The following is an 18,790-nucleotide window of genomic DNA, read 5'->3' as shown; positions in this document are numbered from 1 at the left end:
CAAGCATGACTACCAAAGTGATCAGCCTGGTTTCCATCGGTGCCCACCCAAGCTCCGGCCGCGCCCGCCGCGCCGAGCAGGACGCCCGCGCCGTGGAGCTGGGCTTGCAGCTGGCTGGGGATAACTTGCAGGTGGTGCATGCCGGCGACCCCCGTGAAGAGGCGCTGCGCGCCTACCTGGGCATGGGCCTGGAGCATCTGGATGTGCTCGAGCAGCCGGCTGGCGCCGATGTACTCGGCGTGCTTGGGGAATATTTGCGTGACGCCGGCGCCCAGCTGGTGCTGACCGGCAGCCAGGCCGAAACCGGCGAAGGCTCGGGCATGCTGCCGTTTCTGCTGGCCGAGAAGCTTGGCTGGCCGCTGGTGGTGGGCCTGGCCGAGGTGGAATCGATCGAAAACGGCACCGCCCAAGTGCTGCAGGCCCTGCCACGGGGCCAGCGGCGCCGTTTGAAGGTGCGCCTGCCGTTGCTGGCAACTGTGGATAACGCGGCGCCCAAACCGCGCCAGAGCGCCTTTGGCCCAGCCCGGCGTGGTGTGTTGGCGCCACACGAGGTGGCGGTGGTGGACGACCCGGTGCTCGGCGATGACGCCCTGCAGCCGGCGCGCCCACGGCCCAAGCGGCTCAAGGTGATCAAGGCCAAGAGCGGCGCCGACCGCATGAAGGCCGCCACGGCCAAGGCCAGTGGCGGGGGTGGCAAGGTGCTGAAGGATGTTTCGCCGCAGGAAGGTGCCGAGGCGATCCTCAAGCTGCTGGTGGAGGAGGGGGTGTTGCGCTGAGCAAACCCCGCCATTCAAGCCCTGCTTGCACAGGACTGCGCAGAGTACGGCCTGGCGTTAACCCTGTGGGAGCGGGTTTACCCGCGGACACCGGCGAAGCCGGTGCCCTCCACCGCGTCGCCTGCTTCGCGGCTAAAGCCGCTCCCACAGGGATTGCATAAGCTTCAGCCCAGTGCCGTAGCTGTAGGAGATCACCCAGCCCTGCGGGCTGCGCTGTCGCGCAGAGAACTAGTCTCGCAGATGTTCCGCGGCCCCTGTGGGAAGCGGCCTTGTGTCGCGATGGGCTGCGCAGCAGCCCCGGCAATTTTGCATGAGGCTGAGGCCTAGGGGGCCGCTTCGCGCCCGATAAACTTGCCCCCGGAATCTGTTCGCCAAGCTGTGGGTAAAGTGTTTGCGCTTCGCTACAGCCCTTTAAAATCAAAGCATCCAGCAGTTTGATCAATTAGTGATCAGGGTTTGGTTGAAATATGTCGCTTAATTCCTCAGCACTTGCCCACATTCGCTGTTGGCGGCCCTGTGGATAATCTGTTTGGCCATGACTACAGGCACCGAATTTTCTGGCTTGTAGCGGTTTGTTCAAAAAACGATCAAATCGACGCGACAGCCTGCCCCTATCAGTGAAATCAATGGGATGAGATGCTTATCCACAACACCTGCAGTCCGCCCGCTGTGCTTGTTCACAAACGCTGTTGGTCTCTCTGTGGACAAGGTGTTGGATATTCCTTGCAGGCCTTTGATTACGAGGCTTGTAGAGATTTGATCGTTTTTTGATCAACGATCTTCAAATACCTGATCCTGATGTTTTGCACATCCTTTGTGGGCCTGCTTGTGGATAAAGTGTTCGTACCCCTCGCCAGGCCCCGTGGCGCAGGGCCGGGATACGACTGATCAAAATATGATCAGCTGATATTTTTGTCAGTACCCAATTATTGGGAGTGGCGATAGGGTGATGCAGAAAGCCCCAGGTATTTACTGCCATGTCGAATGTTCTGCTCAAACTTGATCAGCAGCAGTCCGTACTGACGGGCACGGCTGGCCATTCACGGGCCTATACGCCTTATGGTGCGCCCTATACCGTGACTGGCCCTGGGCTGGGATTTTGTGGCCAGCACCGCGACCCGTTGACGGGGTATTACGGGCTGGGCAACGGCCACCGCTACTACAGCCCGACCCTGATGCGCTTCGTTAGCGCGGACGCCCTCAGCCCTTTTGGACTAGGGGGGGTCAATGCCTATGCCTACTGTGGTGGGGACCCGATAAACCGGATAGATCCGGGCGCACAGTGGTGGCGCAGGGTGTTGGGCGCGTCTTCCAGCTCCGTCACATTGACGGGGGCGGTCATCAGGACTGCAAGAAACGAGGCTTTAAGGCTTCAGCACGAGCACCGTATCGCCCAAGGCCATCCCTCATCTTTTTCGCCGCCACCTTTACTGAACCGGATCGGCAACACTGCATTCGCCGCTACTGGGGCTTCGGGGGCGCTGGGCAATGTTCTGCAAGGCTTCGAAAACGCTTGGGCGGATGACTCGCTTATCACGCTCGCCAGCGGATTCGGTCTGGCCAACTCCGGGGGTAACATCACCGGCGGGGTCTTTTCGAACTTCACCGCTGCCCGGGAAACCTGGACGCTCATGGGGCAGCCTGGTATTGCTTCAAGCCGCGTAGTATCGGGAACCTTCCTGGAAATTACCGGCATCAGGATGGTAAGCGAGGCTGTGGAGTACGCAGGTAGGCGCGCCTGGGAGCTCGGGGAAGGGGTAGTGCATTTCTTCAGGGCGGGTGCCGAAGGATGGTGGCGTTGGAGAGCTGGACGCAACCAAGCGGCTGATATTCGGATGAACAATACCAAGAGCCCCTGACACTCGGCGTTGCGGGTGCCAGGGGCCGATTGAGTTACTGCGCCTTCACTTCCTTAAGATACGGCGCCGGCTCCGCCCCGAGGTTTTCCAGCACACGCTGGCTATACCAGTCGATGAAGTTGACCACGCCAAACTCGTAGGTCTTGGAGTACGGCCCAGGCTGATAGGCGGTGGAGTTGATCCCGCGCTGGTTCTCTTCGGCCAGGCGGCGGTCCTGGTCGTTGGTGGCGTCCCACACCTTGCGCATGCGCTCGGGGTCGTAGTCCACGCCTTCGACGGCGTCCTTGTGCACCAGCCACTTGGTGGTGACCATGGTTTCCTGGGCGCTGATCGGCCACACGGTGAACACGATCATGTGGTCGCCCATGCAGTGGTTCCACGAGTGCGGCAGGTGCAGGATGCGCATCGAGCCCAGGTCGGGGTTCTTGATGCGGCCCATCAGCTTCTGGCAGGCCTGCTTGCCGTCCATGGTCATCGACACGGTGCCCTTGAGCAGCGGCATGCGCACGATGCGGTTACGCAGGCCGTGGCTCTTGTGCAGGTAAGGGATTTTCTCGGCTTCCCAGGCGGCGGCCGAGGCGGCCACGTGGTCCTTGAATTCCTGGCTGGCGCGCGGGTCGTTGGTGTCGTCCCATTCCAGCAGGGTTTGCAGCAGCTCCGGGTGCGAGCCCGAGCAGTGGTAGCACTCGCGGTTGTTTTCCAGCACCAGCTTCCAGTTGGCCTTCTCCATCAAGGTGGTGTGCACCGCCACCTTGGTGTTCTCCATGTCGTACGGTTCCATGTAGTGCTCAAGGGTTGCCAGGAACTCGTCGATGGCCGGCGGGTTCTCGGCCAGGCTGATGAAGATGTAGCCGCCGGCCACCTTCACCTGCACAGGCTTGAGGCCGTATTCCTTCATGTCGAAGTCGGCGCCCATTTCGGTGCCGGCGAACAGCAGGCGGCCGTCCAGTTCATACGTCCACTGGTGGTAGTGGCAGACCAGCTTGGCCACCTTGCCCTTGTCGCTGACGCACAGGCGCGAGCCGCGGTGGCGGCAGACGTTGTGGAAGGCATGCACCTTGCCCTCGGCACCGCGCACCACCAGGATCGGGTTCTTGCCGATCTGCAGGGTGATGTAGTTGCCCTTGGCCGGGATCTCGCAGGTCATGCCGGCGATCAGCCACTCTTTCTGGAAGATCTCCTGCATGTCGATCTGGAACAGACGTTCGTCGGTGTAGAACGGTTGCGGCAGCGAGTAGGTGCGCTCGCGGGTCTGCAGCATCTCGGCGGTGGCCTTGCGTGCAGGTTCCAGTGGATCGCCCAGGCTCAGGGTTGCGGTGACGTCCATCGTGTATTCCTCGGGGCCGTTGGGGCCGGCAAAAGGTGGCTAATCGTTGTTGTGGTGCCGCAAGGCTGTGTGCTTTCAAACAGCGTGTTGTTTTGCCGAGGAGTGTGCGTTCGAAGCGTGCGCGAACCATATCCATGGGCGACATGGCCGAATCGAATTCCGACTCGGCAACCCTTGCCAGGTGGGGCTGGTCGCGATAAGTACGCCGATGTCGTGGATGGGAATGTACGACGCCCCGGGAGTGCGCATTATCGCAGCCATAAGAAAGGCCGATCGTCGGCTGCTGGAGATGAACATGTCCGATACCTTCCTCAATCCGGTCACCACCCAGACCTGGGCCAATGGCCGCCACATCGTGCGCTGCGTCAAGGTCATCCAGGAGACCTGGGACGTGCGCACCTTCTGCTTCATGGCCGACCAGCCGATCATGTTCTTCTTCAAGCCCGGGCAGTTCGTCACCCTGGAGCTTGAGATCGAAGGCAAACCGGTAATGCGTTCGTACACCATCTCAAGCTCGCCGTCGGTGCCCTATAGCTTCTCGATCACGGTCAAGCGCGTGCCAGGCGGGCTGGTGTCGAACTTCCTTCACGACACCATGCACGAAGGCGCGGAGCTTCCGGTGCACGGCCCGGTAGGGCTGTTCAACGCCATCGACTTCCCGGCGGGCAAGGCGCTGTATTTGTCTGGCGGTGTCGGCATCACCCCGGTGATGTCCATGGCCCGCTGGTTCTACGACACCAACGCCAACGTGGACATGGTGTTCGTGCACAGCGCCCGCTCGCCCAAGGACATCATCTACCACCGCGAGCTGGAGCAGATGGCTTCGCGCATTCCCAACTTCAGCCTGCACATCATTTGCGAAAAGCACGGGCTGGGTGAGCCGTGGGCCGGCTACCGTGGCTACCTGAACCAGCGCCTGATGGAACTGATCGCCCCGGACTACATGGAGCGGGTGGTGTTCTGCTGCGGCCCGACGCCTTACATGACGGCGGTCAAGCGCATGCTCGAGGCGGTCGGCTTCGACATGAAGAACTACCACGAAGAGTCGTTCGGGGCGACGCCACCGGAGGCCAAGGCCGATGCGGTGGAGCACGCCGAAGCCGCCGCCGATGCGCCGGAAGTGGACCTGGCCGACCTCAACCTGGTGGAGTTCGTCGGCAGCGACAAGAGCATCCGCGTGGCGCCGGGCGAAACCGTGCACGCCGCGGCGGCCAAGGTCGGGCTGATGATCCCCAAGGCCTGCGGCATGGGCATCTGCGGCACCTGCAAGGTGCTCAAGCTGGGCGGCGAGGTGGAGATGGAGCACAACGGCGGTATCACCGAAGACGACGAAGCCGAGGGCTACATCCTGTCGTGCTGCAGCGTGCCGAAGGGGGATGTGCGGATCGAGTACTGATCCGACATTGCCGGGGCCGCAAAGCGGCCCCTGTTTTTTCAGGTGCGAAAACGCGCTACCAACCCGTTCAGGTCCATCGCCGAACGCGAAAGCTCGGCACTCGCCGCGCTGGTCTGATGCGCCCCGGTGGCGCTCTGCACCAACAGGTCGTTGATGTTCACCAGGTTGCGGCCCACCTGGGCCTGCTCTTCGGCGGCGCTGGCGATTACTAGGTTGCGTTCGTTGATCTGGCCCACGGCCGAGGCGATGTTCAGGGTTGATTCGGACTGATAACGATTTACCGGACAGGCGGTTGCAAAGGGTCGGAACAAGCAGGGCGATCCTGGGTCAACCAAGCCAGGTAAAAACCTTATGAATCCGATATTTAATGGCGGGGGCGCAGGTTTTTCCTTATCGTGTGCGCCCTTTGCAACAACCGAGACAAACCCCATGCTGGAAACCTCCCTGAATCAACTCGAGCAACTGGTCAGCGACCTGATGCAGAAGAACGCGCAACTGGCCGAACAGAACGCCGGCCTCGGCGAGCAACTGGCCCAGGCCAAGGAAGAGAACGAAACCCTGCAGCTGTCGCTGATGGAGCAGGAAGAGAAGCACGGCGCCACCGCCGCGCGCATCCAGGCACTGGTCGATCGCGCCAGCGCAGGTGTGGCCAGCGCATGAAGCTGCACGCCCAGCCAATCAACGTCGTGTCGATTCTGGGCAACGACTATTCGCTCAAGGCGCCCGAAGGCCAGGAAGAAACCCTGTCGCAGGCGGTGCGCATGCTCAATGCCGCGCTGGCCGAGACCAAACGCAGCTACCCGACCCTGATCGGCGACAAGCTGCTGGTGCTGGCCGCCCTGAACCTGTGCTCCAGGCAGATCGAGCAGCAGCGTGAGCACGCCCTGACCCTGGAGCGCACCCAGGCGCAGATCGACGCCACCGTGGATGCCATCAGCCGCACCATCGGCGACCAATAAAAAGAATCTTTCCCCCTCGTGGGAGCGGGCTTGCCCCGCGATTGCGTTTTCACTGACGAACGCAATCGCGGGGCAAGCCCGCTCCCACGATGGGTGGCGGCTGTATTGTTCTGGATCTATGGATAGATCGGATACTTAAGTGTATACACTTCTCGCAAAACAATAATTTGCGGGGAGCACACACATGGGCATCTGGCGGCGCAGTATCCAGTGGCAATTGATCGCGAGCATGGGCGCGGCGCTGCTGGCGAGCATTCTGGTGGTGGTGGCGATCTACACCGTGGCGGTCAACCGCCTGACCGAGCGCTACCTGGTCGACACCGCCTTGCCGGCCAGCGTCGAGGCGATCCGCAACGACATCGAGCGCATGCTCGGCCAGCCCCTGGTGGCCGCCGCGGACATCGCCGGCAACACCCTGCTGCGCGACTGGCTGGCTGCCGGTGAAGACCCGGCCAGCCTCCCGCCTTTCATCGAATACCTGGACGCCGCCAAGCAGCGCAACCACGCCTTTACCGCGCTGTTCGCCGCCACCAACAGTGGCAACTACTACAACGAGAAGGGCCTGGACCGCACCCTCAGCCGTGCCAACCCCAAGGACAAGTGGTTCTACGGCTACATCGACAGCGGTGCCGAGCGCTTCGTCAATATCGACATTGACGGTGCCACCGGCGAGCTGGCGCTGTTCATCGACTACCGCATCGAGAAAGCCGGGCAACTGGTGGGCGTGGCCGGCATGGGCCTGCGCATGACCGAGCTGTCCAGGCTGATTCACGATTTCAGCTTTGGCGAGCACGGCAAGGTGTTTTTGGTGCGCAACGACGGCCTGATCCAGGTGCACCCCGACCAGCAGTTCAGCGGCAAGCGCCCGCTGGCCGAGCAGCTCGACCCCCAGGCCGCCAAGGCCATGCTCAGCGGTGCTGATGGCCTGCGCAGCACCCGTTTCAGGCGTGACGGTGAAAGCTACCTTGCCCTGGGGCTACCCCTGCGCGACCTGAACTGGACGCTGGTGGCCGAAGTGCCCGAGGCCGAAATCTACGCGCAGATGCGTGAGGCCGTGTGGCTGACCACCCTGATTGGTGGTGGCGTGGCGCTGCTGTCGCTGTTGCTGGTGGTACTGCTGGCCCGTGGCCTGGTGCGGCCAATCCGCCAGGTGACCGCCGCGCTGGTGCAGATCGGCAGTGGCGCGGGCGACCTCAGCCACCGCCTGGATGATTCGCGCAAGGACGAGCTGGGCGACCTGGCCCGGGGCTTCAACCGCTTCCTCGACAGCCAGCGGGCGCTGATCAAGGACGTGCTGGGCACCACCGAGCGCCTGCACCGCTCGGTGGAGCAGGTAACCCAGGTGGTGGACAACACCGCCGAGCGCTCGGGCCGCCAGCAGGAAATGACCGAAATGGTCGCCACCGCCGTGCACGAGATGGGCCTGACCGTGCAGGAAATCGCCCGTAACGCCGGCAGCGCGGCCGAAGCCTCGCAATCGGCGCGGGACGAGGCCTTGCAGGCGCGCAAAGTGGTGCGCCAGTCGGTGCAGCATATCGAGGGGATGTCGGGCGAGATTGGCCGGGCAGCCGATGCGGTGACGCAACTGGCCGAGGAAGTAGCCTCGATCGATGAAGTTCTCGCCGTGATCCGCAGTGTTTCCGAGCAGACCAACCTGCTGGCGCTGAACGCGGCCATCGAGGCGGCGCGGGCCGGGGAGATGGGCCGTGGCTTTGCCGTGGTGGCCGATGAAGTGCGTACCCTGGCGCGGCGCACCCAGGTGTCCACCGACGAGGTGCAGCAGATGATCCAGCGCCTCAAGCACGGCGCCGGCACTGCGGTAAGTTCGATGCAGGCCGGGCAGCAGGCCACCGGCGGCGGGGTGCAGGCCAGCCAGCACACCGGTGCGTCGCTGGGGGCGATCACCGACCAGGTGGAGCGTATCAGCGACATGAACCACCAGGTGGCCACGGCCACCGAGGAGCAGTCGGCGGTGACCGAGGAGATCAACCGCAACGTGCAGGGCATCTCGGACCTGGCGCGGCAGACGGCGGTGGAGGTGCAAGGGTGTCGGGAGGAATGCCATGCGCTGCGCGGGCTGGCTGACGACCTGGCGCGGCAGATGGGTGGGTTCAGGCTTTAATCGGTGGTGGATTCTTCGCGGGTAAACCCGCTCCCACAGGTACATCACCAGGTTTGACCACCGCGAACACCGGCAAAGCCGGTGCCATCCACCGTGTTGTCTGCTTCGCGGGCAAGCCCGCTCCCACAGGTACGGCGCTGGAGCCGTGTTTTGCACAGCCCTGTAGGAGCGGGTTTACCCGCGAATGCGTCCGGTCAGGCGCAGACGATGCTGCGGATATCCGCCGCCAGTTCGCGAACCCGGGCTTCTTCGGTGTCCCACGAGCACATGAACCGCGCCCCACCGCTGCCAATAAAGGTATAGAAGCGCCAGCCCTTGCCACGCAGCGCCTCAATGGCGTGTTCAGGCATTTGCAGGAACACCCCGTTGGCTTCTACCGGGAACATCAGCTCGACGCCCGGCAGGCCCGTGACCAAGGATGCCAGCAACTGCGCGCAATGGTTGGCGTGGTTGCCGTGGCGCAGCCAGGCGCCGTCTTGCAGCAGGCCTACCCAGGGGGCTGACAAGAAGCGCATTTTCGATGCCAGCTGCCCGGCCTGCTTGCAGCGGTAGTCGAAGTCTTCGGCCAGGGCGCGGTTGAAGAACAAAATCGCCTCGCCCACCGCCATGCCGTTCTTGGTGCCGCCGAAGCACAGCACATCCACGCCTGCCTTCCAGGTCAGCTCGGCCGGCGAGCAACCCAGGAACGCGCAGGCATTGGTAAAGCGCGCGCCGTCCATGTGCAGGTTCAGGCCCAGCTCCTTGCAGGTGGCGCTGATCGCCTTGAGCTCGTCGGAGCGGTACACGGTGCCCACTTCGGTGGCCTGGGTAATGGTCACCACCCGCGGCTTGGGGTAGTGGATGTCCTGGCGCTTGAGCGCCACTTCGCGGATCGATTCGGGGGTCAGCTTGCCGTTGACGCTGGCGGCAGTGAGCAGCTTGGAGCCGTTGGAGAAGAACTCCGGCGCGCCGCATTCGTCGGTCTCGACGTGGGCGGTCTCCGAGCAGATCACGCTGTGGTAGCTCTGGCACAGCGAGGCCAGGGCCAGGGAGTTGGCGGCGGTGCCGTTGAAGGCAAAGAACACTTCGCAGTCGGTTTCGAACAAGTTGCGAAAGTATTCGGCGGCGCGCTCGGTCCATTGGTCGTCGCCGTAGGCGCGCTCGTGGCCCAGGTTGGCCTGTTGCATCGCCGCCCAGGCCTCGGGGCAGATGCCGGAATAGTTGTCGCTGGCGAATTGCTGGTTGTTGTCGGTCATGACGCCTGTCCTTATTACGACGCAGGAAAGCACTCTAAACCATTGATTCGACGGTTGCCTATACAAGCCGGAAGCCTTGTTTACCTGCACTGGCCCTTTCGCGGGCAAGCCCGCTCCCACAGCTTCATCACAGCATTTGAAGGTGGCGCTGTGCCTGTGGGAGCGGGCTTGCCCGCGAAAGGGCCGTCACTGCCAAAACAGCAATGTCGTAAACGCGCCATTGCAAGGCGCGCGCAGGCATCTGTGCCCACCGGCCCAGTCATAACATCGCCGCAAAGGGTGACAAGTCCCTCTCCAACAAGAACTGATCGCTGCCGGGAGAAACAAGATGTTCAGCAAGCAAGACCAGATCCAGGGTTATGACGACGCACTGCTGGCGGCGATGAATGCCGAGGAACAGCGCCAGGAAGATCACATCGAGCTGATCGCCTCGGAAAACTACACCAGCAAGCGCGTGATGCAGGCCCAAGGCAGCGGCCTGACCAACAAATACGCCGAAGGCTACCCGGGCAAGCGCTACTACGGTGGCTGCGAGCACGTCGACAAGGTCGAGGCGCTGGCCATCGAGCGCGCCAAGCAGCTGTTCGGCGCCGATTACGCCAACGTGCAGCCGCACTCAGGCTCCTCGGCCAACAGCGCCGTGTACCTGGCCCTGCTGCAGGCCGGCGACACCATTTTGGGCATGAGCCTGGCCCACGGCGGCCACCTGACCCACGGCGCCAAGGTGTCGTCCTCGGGCAAGCTGTACAACGCCGTTCAGTACGGGATCAACACCGATACCGGCCTCATCGACTACGACGAAGTCGAGCGCCTGGCCGTCGAGCACAAGCCGAAGATGATCGTCGCCGGCTTCTCGGCCTACTCGAAAACCCTCGACTTCCCACGCTTCCGTGCCATCGCCGACAAGGTCGGTGCACTGCTGTTCGTCGACATGGCCCACGTTGCCGGCCTGGTGGCCGCTGGCCTGTACCCGAACCCGATTCCGTTTGCCGACGTGGTCACCACCACCACCCACAAGACCCTGCGCGGCCCGCGTGGCGGCCTGATCCTGGCCAAGAGCAACGAAGAGATCGAGAAAAAGCTCAACGCTGCCGTGTTCCCCGGCGCCCAGGGCGGCCCGCTGATGCACGTGATCGCCGCCAAGGCGGTGTGCTTCAAGGAAGCGCTGGAGCCAGGCTTCAAGGCCTACCAGAAGCAAGTCATCGAAAACGCCCAGGCCATGGCCCAGGTGTTCATCGACCGTGGCTATGACGTGGTGTCGGGCGGTACCGACAACCACCTGTTCCTGGTCAGCCTGATCCGCCAGGGCCTCACCGGCAAAGACGCCGACGCCGCCCTGGGCCGCGCGCACATTACCGTCAACAAGAACGCCGTGCCGAACGACCCGCAGTCGCCGTTCGTCACCTCGGGCCTGCGTATCGGCACCCCGGCCGTCACCACCCGCGGTTTCAAGGTGGCCCAGTGCGTCGCGCTGGCCGGCTGGATCTGCGATGTACTGGACAACCTGGGTGATGCCGACGTCGAAGCCGATGTCGCCAAGAACGTCGCCGCGCTGTGCGCCGACTTCCCGGTCTACCGCTGAGTGGAGTAGAAAACCATGCAACGCTATTCGGGCTTCGGCCTCTTCAAACACTCCCTCAGCCACCACGAAAACTGGCAGCGCATGTGGCGCACGCCAACCCCTAAAAAGGTCTACGACGTGGTTATCGTCGGCGGTGGCGGGCATGGCCTGGCCACGGCCTACTACCTGGCCAAAGAGCACGGCATCACCAACGTTGCGGTGATCGAAAAAGGCTACCTGGGCGGCGGCAACACCGCCCGTAACACCACCATCGTGCGTTCCAACTACCTGTGGGACGAGTCGGCGCAGCTGTACGAGCACGCCATGAAACTGTGGGAAGGCCTGTCGCAGGACATCAACTACAACGTGATGTTCTCCCAGCGCGGCGTCTACAACCTGTGCCACACCCTGCAGGACATTCGCGATTCCGAGCGCCGGGTCAGCGCCAACCGCCTCAACGGCGTCGATGGCGAGCTGCTCGACACCGCTCAGGTGGCGGCCGAAATCCCGTACCTGGACTGCTCGAAAAACACCCGCTACCCGATTCTGGGTGCCACCGTGCAGCGCCGTGGCGGCGTGGCCCGCCACGATGCCGTGGCCTGGGGCTATGCCCGCGCCGCCGACGCCTTGGGTGTGGACCTGATCCAGCAGACCGAGGTGATTGGCTTCCGCAAAGAGAACGGCGCCGTGATCGGTGTGGAAACCAACAAAGGCTTCATTGGCGCCAAGCGCGTCGGCGTGGTCACCGCCGGTAACTCCGGGCACATGGCCAAGCTTGCGGGCTTCCGCCTGCCGCTGGAATCGCACCCGCTGCAAGCGCTGGTATCGGAGCCGATCAAGCCGATCATCGACTCGGTGATCATGTCCAACGCCGTGCACGGCTACATCAGCCAGTCCGACAAGGGCGACCTGGTGATCGGCGCCGGCATCGACGGCTGGGTCGGCTACGGCCAGCGCGGTTCGTACCCGGTGATCGAGCACACCCTGCAGGCCATCGTCGAGATGTTCCCGAACCTCTCGCGCGTGCGCATGAACCGCCAGTGGGGCGGCATCGTCGACACCACCCCCGACGCCTGCCCGATCATCTCCAAGACCCCGGTCAAGAACATGTTCTTCAACTGCGGTTGGGGCACCGGCGGCTTCAAGGCCACCCCGGGCTCGGGCAACGTCTTTGCGGCGAGCCTGGCCAAGGGCGAGATGCACCCGCTGGCCGCGCCATTCTCCATCGACCGTTTCTACAACGGTGCGCTGATCGACGAACACGGCGCTGCTGCCGTCGCCCACTGACCCGGAGACAACCGTCATGTTGCAAATCTTCTGTCCCCACTGCGGCGAGCTGCGCTCCGAAGAAGAATTCCACGCTTCGGGCCAGGCCCACATCGCCCGCCCGCTGGACCCGGCCGCCTGCTCCGACGAGGAGTGGGGCACCTACATGTTCTTCCGTGACAACCCGCGTGGCATCCACCACGAGCTGTGGGACCACGTTGCCGGCTGCCGCCAGTACTTCAACGTCACCCGCGACACGGTGACCTACGAAATTCTGGAAACCTACAAGATCGGCGAGAAGCCTCAAGTCACCGCTGCCGGCAAGCAAAGCGCGGCATCCGCGACCGCCAAGGGCCAAGGGGAAAAAGTATGAGCCAGACCTATCGCCTCGCCAGCGGCGGCCGTATCGACCGCAGCAAGGTGCTGAACTTCACCTTCAACGGCAAGACCTACCAGGGCTACGCCGGCGACAGCCTGGCCGCCGCGCTGCTGGCCAACGGCGTCGACATCGTCGGCCGCAGCTTCAAGTACTCGCGCCCGCGCGGCATCATCGCCGCAGGTACCGAAGAGCCGAACGCCATCCTGCAGATCGGCTCCAGCGAAGCCACCCAGATCCCCAACGTGCGCGCCACGCAACAAGCGCTGTACGCAGGGCTTGTAGCCACCAGCACCAACGGCTGGCCGAACGTCAACAACGACGTCATGGGCATCCTGGGCAAGGTGGGCGGCAGCATGATGCCGCCGGGCTTCTACTACAAAACCTTCATGTACCCCAAATCGTTCTGGATGACTTACGAGAAGTACATCCGCAAAGCCGCCGGCCTTGGCCGCGCGCCGCTGCAGAACGACCCGGACAGCTACGACTACATGAACCAGCACTGCGACGTGCTGATTGTCGGCGCCGGCCCCGCGGGCCTGGCTGCCGCATTGGCCGCCGCGCGCAGCGGCGCGCGGGTGATCCTGGCCGATGAACAGGAAGAGTTCGGCGGCAGCCTGCTCGACAGCCGCGAAACCCTCGACGGCAAGCCTGCCACCGACTGGGTCAACGCCGTGGTCAAAGAGCTGGAAAGCCTGCCGGAAGTGACCCTGCTGCCACGGGCCACGGTCAACGGCTACCACGACCATAACTTCCTGACCATTCACGAGCGCCTCACCGACCACCTCGGCGACCGCGCCCCGATCGGCCAGGTACGCCACCGCGTGCACCGTGTGCGCGCCAAGCGTGTGGTGCTGGCAGCCGGTGCCCACGAGCGCCCGCTGGTGTACGGCAACAACGACGTGCCGGGCAACATGCTGGCCGGTGCTGTGTCCACTTACGTGCGCCGCTACGGCGTGGCCCCGGGCCGCAAGCTGGTGCTGTCGACCAACAACGACCACGCCTACCGCGCAGCGCTGGACTGGCACGACGCCGGCCTGCAAGTGGTGGCCATCGCCGATGCCCGCCACAACCCGCGCGGTTCGCTGGTTGAAGAGGCGCGTGCCAAGGGCATTCGTATTCTGACCTCCAGCGCCGTGGTCGAGGCCAAGGGCAGCAAGCACGTCACCGGCGCCCGCGTGGCCGCCATCGATGTGCAGGCGCACAAGGTCACAAGCCCGGGCGAAACCCTGGACTGCGACCTGATCGCCACCTCCGGCGGCTACAGCCCGATCGTCCACCTGGCCTCGCACCTGGGCGGCCGCCCGGTATGGCGCGACGATATTCTCGGCTTCGTGCCGGGCGATGCCCCGCAAAAACGCGAATGCGTGGGTGGCATCAACGGCGTGTACGCCCTGGGCGACGTGATTGCCGATGGCTTTGAAGGCGGCGCCCGCGCTGCCACCGAAGCCGGCTTCAAGGCCAGCGTCGGCACCCTGCCGAAAACCGTGGCGCGCAAGGAAGAGGCCACCGTGGCGCTGTTCCAGGTGCCGCACGACAAGGGCACCAAGGGGCCCAAGCAGTTCGTCGACCAGCAGAACGACGTCACCGCCGCCGGCATCGAGCTGGCCACCCGCGAAGGCTTCGAGTCGGTCGAGCACGTCAAGCGCTACACCGCGCTGGGCTTCGGTACCGACCAGGGCAAGCTGGGCAACATCAACGGCCTGGCCATCGCCGCCCGTTCGATCGGCATCAGCATCCCGGAAATGGGCACCACCATGTTCCGCCCCAACTACACGCCGGTGACCTTCGGCGCGGTAGCCGGGCGCCACTGTGGCCACCTGTTCGAGCCGGTGCGCTTCACCGCCCTGCATGCCTGGCACGTGAAGAACGGCGCCGAGTTCGAAGACGTCGGCCAGTGGAAGCGCCCGTGGTACTTCCCAAAACCTGGCGAAGACATCCACACCGCCGTGGCCCGCGAATGCAAGGCCGTGCGTGACAGCGTGGGCCTGCTGGACGCCTCCACGCTGGGCAAGATCGACATCCAGGGCCCGGATGCCCGCGAGTTCCTCAACCGCGTGTACACCAACGCCTGGACCAAGCTCGACGTGGGCAAGGCCCGCTACGGCCTGATGTGCAAAGAAGACGGCATGGTCTTCGACGACGGCGTGACCGCCTGCGTTGGCGACAACCACTTCATCATGACCACCACCACCGGCGGCGCCGCCCGCGTGCTGCAGTGGCTGGAGCTGTACCACCAGACCGAATGGCCGGACATGAAGGTGTTCTTCACCTCGGTGACCGACCACTGGGCCACCATGACCCTGTCCGGGCCCAACAGCCGCAAGCTGCTCAGCGAGCTGACCGACATCGACATGGACAAGGAAGCCTTCCCGTTCATGACCTGGAAGGAAGGCAACGTTGGCGGCGTGCCGGCCCGCGTGTTCCGTATCTCGTTCACCGGCGAGCTGTCGTACGAAGTCAACGTGCAGGCCAACTACGCCATGGGCGTGCTCGAGCAGATCATCGAGGCCGGCAAGAAGTACAACCTGACCCCGTACGGCACCGAGACCATGCACGTGCTGCGTGCCGAGAAGGGCTTCATCATCGTTGGCCAGGACACCGACGGTTCGATGAACCCGGACGACCTCAACATGAGCTGGTGCGTGGGCCGCAACAAGCCGTTCTCGTGGATCGGCCTGCGTGGCATGAACCGCGAAGACTGCCTGCGCGAAGACCGCAAGCAACTGGTGGGCCTCAAGCCTGTGGACCCGACCAAGTGGCTGCCCGAAGGCGCCCAGCTGGTGTTCGACCCCAAGCAGCCGATCCCGATGGACATGGTCGGCCACGTCACCTCCAGCTACGCGGCCAACTCCCTGGGCTATTCGTTCGCCATGGGCGTGGTCAAGGGCGGCCTCAAGCGCATGGGCGAGCGGGTGTTTTCGCCGCAGGCCGATGGCAGCGTGATCGAGGCAGAAATCGTGTCTTCGGTGTTCTTCGATCCGAAGGGTGAGCGGCAGAACGTCTAAGGCCCCCGGCAGGCAGAGCCCTGATGGCTAATGAGGTACCTGTGGGAGCGGGCTTGCCCGCGAAGAGGGCGGTGGCCCCACCATCGCATTCGCGGGCAAGCCCGCTCCCACAGGATCGCCTCAGCCCAGAAGCTCTGCGCCTGATCTCAGGTCTTCGCGATCAACAAGAATTCAAGGCAGGTAAGAAATGAGCGCTATCAACGTCTTCCAGCAAAACCCCGGCGCCGATGCCAAGGCTCAGTCGCCACTGCACCACGCCGACCTGGCCAGCCTGGTCGGCAAGGGCCGCAAGAACGCAGGCGTGACCCTGCGCGAGAAGAAATTCCTCGGCCACCTGACCATTCGTGGCAACGGCCACGATGCGGCCTTTGCCGGTGCCGTGCACAAGGCCCTGGGCCTGGAGTTGCCGGTGGCCCTGACCGTGGTCGCCAACGGCGAGATGTCGCTGCAATGGATGGGCCCGGACGAGTACCTGCTGATTGTCCCCGGCGGGCAGGAAGTGGAGGTGGAGAACAAACTGCGTGCCGCCCTCGACGGCCAGCACATCCAGGTGGTCAACGTCAGCGGCGGGCAAACCCTGCTGGAGCTGCGCGGCCCCAACGTGCGCGACGTGCTGATGAAGTCCACCAGCTACGATGTTCACCCGAACAACTTCCCGGTGGGCAAGGCCGTCGGCACCGTGTTCGCCAAGTCGCAGCTGGTGATCCGCCGCACTGCCGAAGACACCTGGGAGCTGATGATCCGCCGCAGCTTCTCGGACTACTGGTGGCTGTGGCTGCAGGACGCCTCGGCCGAGTACGGCCTGGCCATCGAAGCCTAAGGAGCGCACAGCATGAGTCGGGCACCGGACACCTGGATTCTCACTGCCGACTGCCCGAGCATGCTCGGCACCGTCGATGTGGTGACGCGTCACCTCTACGAGCAGCGCTGCTACGTCACCGAGCACCATTCGTTCGATGACCGGCTGTCGGGGCGGTTTTTCATTCGCGTGGAGTTTCGCGCGCCTGACGGCTTCGACGAGGACGGCTTCAGGGCCGGCCTTGCCCAGCGCAGCGAAGCCTTCGGCATGGCCTTCGAGCTGACCGCGCCCAACCACCGCCCCAAGGTGGTGATCATGGTGTCCAAGGCCGACCACTGCCTGAACGACTTGCTGTACCGCCAGCGCATCGGCCAGCTGGGCATGGACGTGGTGGCGGTGGTGTCCAACCACCCCGACCTCGAGCCGCTGGCGCACTGGCACAAGATCCCGTACTACCACTTTGCCCTCGACCCCAACGACAAACCGGCGCAGGAGCGCAAGGTGTTGCAGGTGATCGAGCAGACCGGTGCGGAGCTGGTGATTCTTGCCCGCTACATGCAGGTGCTGTCGCCCGAGCTGTGCCGCCAGCTCGATGGCCGGGCGATCAACATCCACCACTCGCTGCTGCCCGGGTTCAAGGGTGCCAAGCCCTATCACCAGGCCTACAACAAGGGCGTGAAGATGGTCGGTGCCACTGCGCACTACATCAACAACGACCTCGACGAAGGCCCGATCATCGCCCAGGGGGTGGAAGTGGTGGACCACAGCCATTACCCCGAGGACTTGATCGCCAAGGGGCGCGATATCGAATGCCTGACCCTGGCGCGGGCGGTGGGGTATCACATTGAACGGCGGGTGTTCTTGAACGCCAATCGCACTGTCGTACTCTGAGCCGACGCCATCGCGGGGCAAGCCCGCTCCCACCCAGTGATTGCCCCCGAGCCAACTCTTGGGAGCAGTCCACAGAGCGTGGGAGCGGGCTTGCCCCGCGATGCTTTTTGCGACACCCCTGCGCGGCAAACAGGCATCCCTTTGTAACGGCCTGAATTGCGCTGCGCCCTTGTCGTGAGCATGGGGTCACCGTCAAATGCTGTCCCGTACTTGGGCTGCTCCCCTCGCAGGTTCCATGCCGGCCAGATTGAGCGTTCTCAGATAAGCGGCCACCTCAGGTTTGGTGTTCTGCTCGATTTGGCTTTGCAGCTTTTGGCTTGCTTCCTTTCGGCGGATGCCGAGCCCTGGGCTTTCAATAACTTGGCTTAGGCCCGTGAAGAGGTTTGATTTCATGAATTTTTCAAGGTTTTGCAAGGACCGTGATGCAATCGAGCGTTCGAGTGTCGGGTCGGCTTCGCTCAAATTGGCGAGGGCTTCGTCTGGCAGCTTGTCCAGAACGTTGAAGAGCAAGTGGTCATCGTGCCGTTCCAGATTTCTGGGGATATTCATTCTGGTGGAGGATGGGGGCTTTCGTTGGGAAGGCCTGAACTGCGTCTTGTCACCATGGTTGGGTATCTTGAAGTCCCCAGCCTGGCCTGTTGGATCATTGCGATTGACAGGATCACAATGGCAGTAGGCGTAGGCGTTCAGGCCACCTTTACGGAACGGGCTCCAGCTGTCGCTCGAAATAAAGCGCATCAGTGTTGGGCTATAAGCTCGGTAACCATTGCCCAACAGATACTTTTCCAGACTCAGTATCAACTGCTCGCCGTTAAATGCAGTCCGGGTGTGTTCGACTGTAGAAAGCAGGCATTGTCCATAGGGTGTGTAGCTGATCGTTGCCGGCTTGACGCAGTGTCCCATGTGCAGCAATACGGATGCCATGGCGTCAGTTGCTAGCAGAGTCGTTCCGCAGGTCGCTGCACGGCTATGAGGTGCCATGATGTACTCCCGAAAGTTGTTGAACTCGCTAGTGTCCTGTCTCGGGAAAACGTTTTCTTTTGGCGAGTTGCAACATCGGCCGGGCGCCCAAGACGCCGCCAAAAGTGAACAGTTCATTTCCGAGACAGGACGCTGGTTGACCTGAGTCTTCAACAAAGCGGCCAGTCTGGAAACTATCAATACACACAGTAGCGCCAGATCTGCACTTTGCTGTAAGGCGTTCGGACCGTGCCA

General features: G+C 63.3%; 15 protein-coding genes and 1 pseudogene. 12 read left to right on the top strand and 4 right to left on the bottom strand.

Annotated features, from left to right (window positions below):
- The first annotated feature begins 5 nt into the window (after positions 1-5).
- Entirely contained in the window at positions 6-776 is a 771-nt protein-coding gene (etfB, locus tag KSS93_RS00150; RefSeq protein WP_217886671.1) for an electron transfer flavoprotein subunit beta, read from the top strand.
- Between the two features lie 977 nt (positions 777-1,753).
- Positions 1,754-2,635, top strand: a complete 882-nt coding sequence (locus tag KSS93_RS00145; protein WP_217886670.1) for an RHS repeat-associated core domain-containing protein — start codon at positions 1,754-1,756, stop codon at positions 2,633-2,635.
- A gap of 34 nt (positions 2,636-2,669) precedes the next feature.
- Here KSS93_RS00145 and gbca read toward each other — a convergent pair whose 3' ends face one another.
- A complete protein-coding gene (gbca, locus tag KSS93_RS00140) occupies positions 2,670-3,962 on the bottom strand; it encodes a glycine betaine monooxygenase oxygenase subunit (protein WP_217886669.1) in 1,293 nt (430 codons plus the stop codon).
- Positions 3,963-4,257: 295 nt separating this feature from the next.
- Here gbca and gbcB point away from each other — a divergent pair, with 295 nt between their 5' ends.
- A complete protein-coding gene (gene gbcB, locus KSS93_RS00135; RefSeq protein ID WP_217841406.1) occupies positions 4,258-5,358 on the top strand; it encodes a glycine betaine monooxygenase reductase subunit in 1,101 nt (366 codons plus the stop codon).
- A 38-nt stretch (positions 5,359-5,396) separates the two neighbouring features.
- Here the strand turns inward: gbcB and KSS93_RS00130 are convergent.
- Positions 5,397-5,627: pseudogene (locus KSS93_RS00130) on the bottom strand (methyl-accepting chemotaxis protein); the annotation flags it as partial.
- Between the two features lie 160 nt (positions 5,628-5,787).
- Between KSS93_RS00130 and KSS93_RS00125 the strand changes: the two are divergent.
- From KSS93_RS00125 to KSS93_RS00115, 3 genes are all read left to right on the top strand, one after another.
- Positions 5,788-6,018 carry a hypothetical protein gene (locus KSS93_RS00125; RefSeq protein WP_217841408.1) on the top strand — a complete coding sequence of 77 codons (231 nt, stop codon included), beginning with the start codon at positions 5,788-5,790 and terminating at the stop codon, positions 6,016-6,018.
- Complete coding sequence (locus tag KSS93_RS00120) at positions 6,015-6,317, top strand: cell division protein ZapA (RefSeq protein WP_217886668.1); 303 nt, start codon at positions 6,015-6,017, stop codon at positions 6,315-6,317. The genes KSS93_RS00125 and KSS93_RS00120 overlap by 4 nt, the downstream gene beginning before the upstream one ends.
- A gap of 184 nt (positions 6,318-6,501) precedes the next feature.
- Positions 6,502-8,439: a methyl-accepting chemotaxis protein gene (locus KSS93_RS00115; protein ID WP_217886667.1), complete on the top strand. Its 1,938-nt coding sequence runs from the start codon at positions 6,502-6,504 to the stop codon at positions 8,437-8,439.
- 194 nt (positions 8,440-8,633) lie between these two features.
- Here KSS93_RS00115 and KSS93_RS00110 read toward each other — a convergent pair whose 3' ends face one another.
- On the bottom strand, positions 8,634-9,674 hold the full coding sequence (locus KSS93_RS00110; protein WP_217886666.1) for a threonine aldolase family protein: 1,041 nt from the start codon (positions 9,672-9,674) through the stop codon (positions 8,634-8,636).
- 328 nt (positions 9,675-10,002) lie between these two features.
- Between KSS93_RS00110 and KSS93_RS00105 the strand changes: the two genes are divergently transcribed.
- The 6 genes from KSS93_RS00105 (at position 10,003) to purU (ending at position 17,575) form a co-directional block, all read left to right on the top strand.
- Positions 10,003-11,256: a serine hydroxymethyltransferase gene (locus KSS93_RS00105; protein ID WP_217841412.1), complete on the top strand. Its 1,254-nt coding sequence runs from the start codon at positions 10,003-10,005 to the stop codon at positions 11,254-11,256.
- A gap of 15 nt (positions 11,257-11,271) precedes the next feature.
- Complete coding sequence (locus tag KSS93_RS00100) at positions 11,272-12,522, top strand: sarcosine oxidase subunit beta family protein (protein ID WP_016393299.1); 1,251 nt, start codon at positions 11,272-11,274, stop codon at positions 12,520-12,522.
- 16 nt (positions 12,523-12,538) lie between these two features.
- Positions 12,539-12,874, top strand: coding sequence for a sarcosine oxidase subunit delta (locus KSS93_RS00095; protein ID WP_217841413.1), 336 nt, complete (start codon positions 12,539-12,541; stop codon positions 12,872-12,874).
- Positions 12,871-15,885, top strand: coding sequence for a sarcosine oxidase subunit alpha (locus KSS93_RS00090; protein ID WP_217886665.1), 3,015 nt, complete (start codon positions 12,871-12,873; stop codon positions 15,883-15,885). Before KSS93_RS00095 ends, KSS93_RS00090 begins: the two co-directional genes overlap by 4 nt.
- Positions 15,886-16,072: 187 nt before the next feature.
- Positions 16,073-16,705, top strand: coding sequence for a sarcosine oxidase subunit gamma (locus KSS93_RS00085; RefSeq protein WP_217886664.1), 633 nt, complete (start codon positions 16,073-16,075; stop codon positions 16,703-16,705).
- Between the two features lie 12 nt (positions 16,706-16,717).
- Entirely contained in the window at positions 16,718-17,575 is an 858-nt protein-coding gene (purU, locus tag KSS93_RS00080) for a formyltetrahydrofolate deformylase (protein ID WP_217841416.1), read from the top strand.
- A gap of 192 nt (positions 17,576-17,767) precedes the next feature.
- On the opposite strand, the gene KSS93_RS00075 is transcribed toward purU, so the two are convergent.
- The gene (locus KSS93_RS00075) at positions 17,768-18,499 is read right to left on the bottom strand and encodes an RHS repeat-associated core domain-containing protein (RefSeq protein ID WP_225917269.1); all 732 of its coding nucleotides are present in this window, start codon (positions 18,497-18,499) and stop codon (positions 17,768-17,770) included.
- Between the last annotated feature and the right edge of the window lie 291 nt (positions 18,500-18,790).

Origin of the sequence: Pseudomonas xanthosomatis (assembly GCF_019139835.1) — a bacterium.
Classification (GTDB): domain Bacteria; phylum Pseudomonadota; class Gammaproteobacteria; order Pseudomonadales; family Pseudomonadaceae; genus Aquipseudomonas; species Aquipseudomonas fakonensis.
The sequence above is the reverse complement of the archived record's forward strand: the minus strand, read 5'-3'. Positions and strand labels throughout refer to the sequence as shown.

Coding starts and splice junctions, on each gene's coding strand:
- KSS93_RS00115 (WP_217886667.1), top strand. CDS start 6,502: ATGGGCATCTGGCGGCGCAGTATCCAGTGGCAATTGATCGCGAGCATG.
- gbca (WP_217886669.1), bottom strand. CDS start 3,962: ATGGACGTCACCGCAACCCTGAGCCTGGGCGATCCACTGGAACCTGCA.
- purU (WP_217841416.1), top strand. CDS start 16,718: ATGAGTCGGGCACCGGACACCTGGATTCTCACTGCCGACTGCCCGAGC.
- KSS93_RS00120 (WP_217886668.1), top strand. CDS start 6,015: ATGAAGCTGCACGCCCAGCCAATCAACGTCGTGTCGATTCTGGGCAAC.
- gbcB (WP_217841406.1), top strand. CDS start 4,258: ATGTCCGATACCTTCCTCAATCCGGTCACCACCCAGACCTGGGCCAAT.
- KSS93_RS00085 (WP_217886664.1), top strand. CDS start 16,073: ATGAGCGCTATCAACGTCTTCCAGCAAAACCCCGGCGCCGATGCCAAG.
- KSS93_RS00110 (WP_217886666.1), bottom strand. CDS start 9,674: ATGACCGACAACAACCAGCAATTCGCCAGCGACAACTATTCCGGCATC.
- KSS93_RS00100 (WP_016393299.1), top strand. CDS start 11,272: ATGCAACGCTATTCGGGCTTCGGCCTCTTCAAACACTCCCTCAGCCAC.
- etfB (WP_217886671.1), top strand. CDS start 6: ATGACTACCAAAGTGATCAGCCTGGTTTCCATCGGTGCCCACCCAAGC.
- KSS93_RS00145 (WP_217886670.1), top strand. CDS start 1,754: ATGTCGAATGTTCTGCTCAAACTTGATCAGCAGCAGTCCGTACTGACG.
- KSS93_RS00105 (WP_217841412.1), top strand. CDS start 10,003: ATGTTCAGCAAGCAAGACCAGATCCAGGGTTATGACGACGCACTGCTG.
- KSS93_RS00090 (WP_217886665.1), top strand. CDS start 12,871: ATGAGCCAGACCTATCGCCTCGCCAGCGGCGGCCGTATCGACCGCAGC.
- KSS93_RS00075 (WP_225917269.1), bottom strand. CDS start 18,499: ATGGCATCCGTATTGCTGCACATGGGACACTGCGTCAAGCCGGCAACG.
- KSS93_RS00125 (WP_217841408.1), top strand. CDS start 5,788: ATGCTGGAAACCTCCCTGAATCAACTCGAGCAACTGGTCAGCGACCTG.
- KSS93_RS00095 (WP_217841413.1), top strand. CDS start 12,539: ATGTTGCAAATCTTCTGTCCCCACTGCGGCGAGCTGCGCTCCGAAGAA.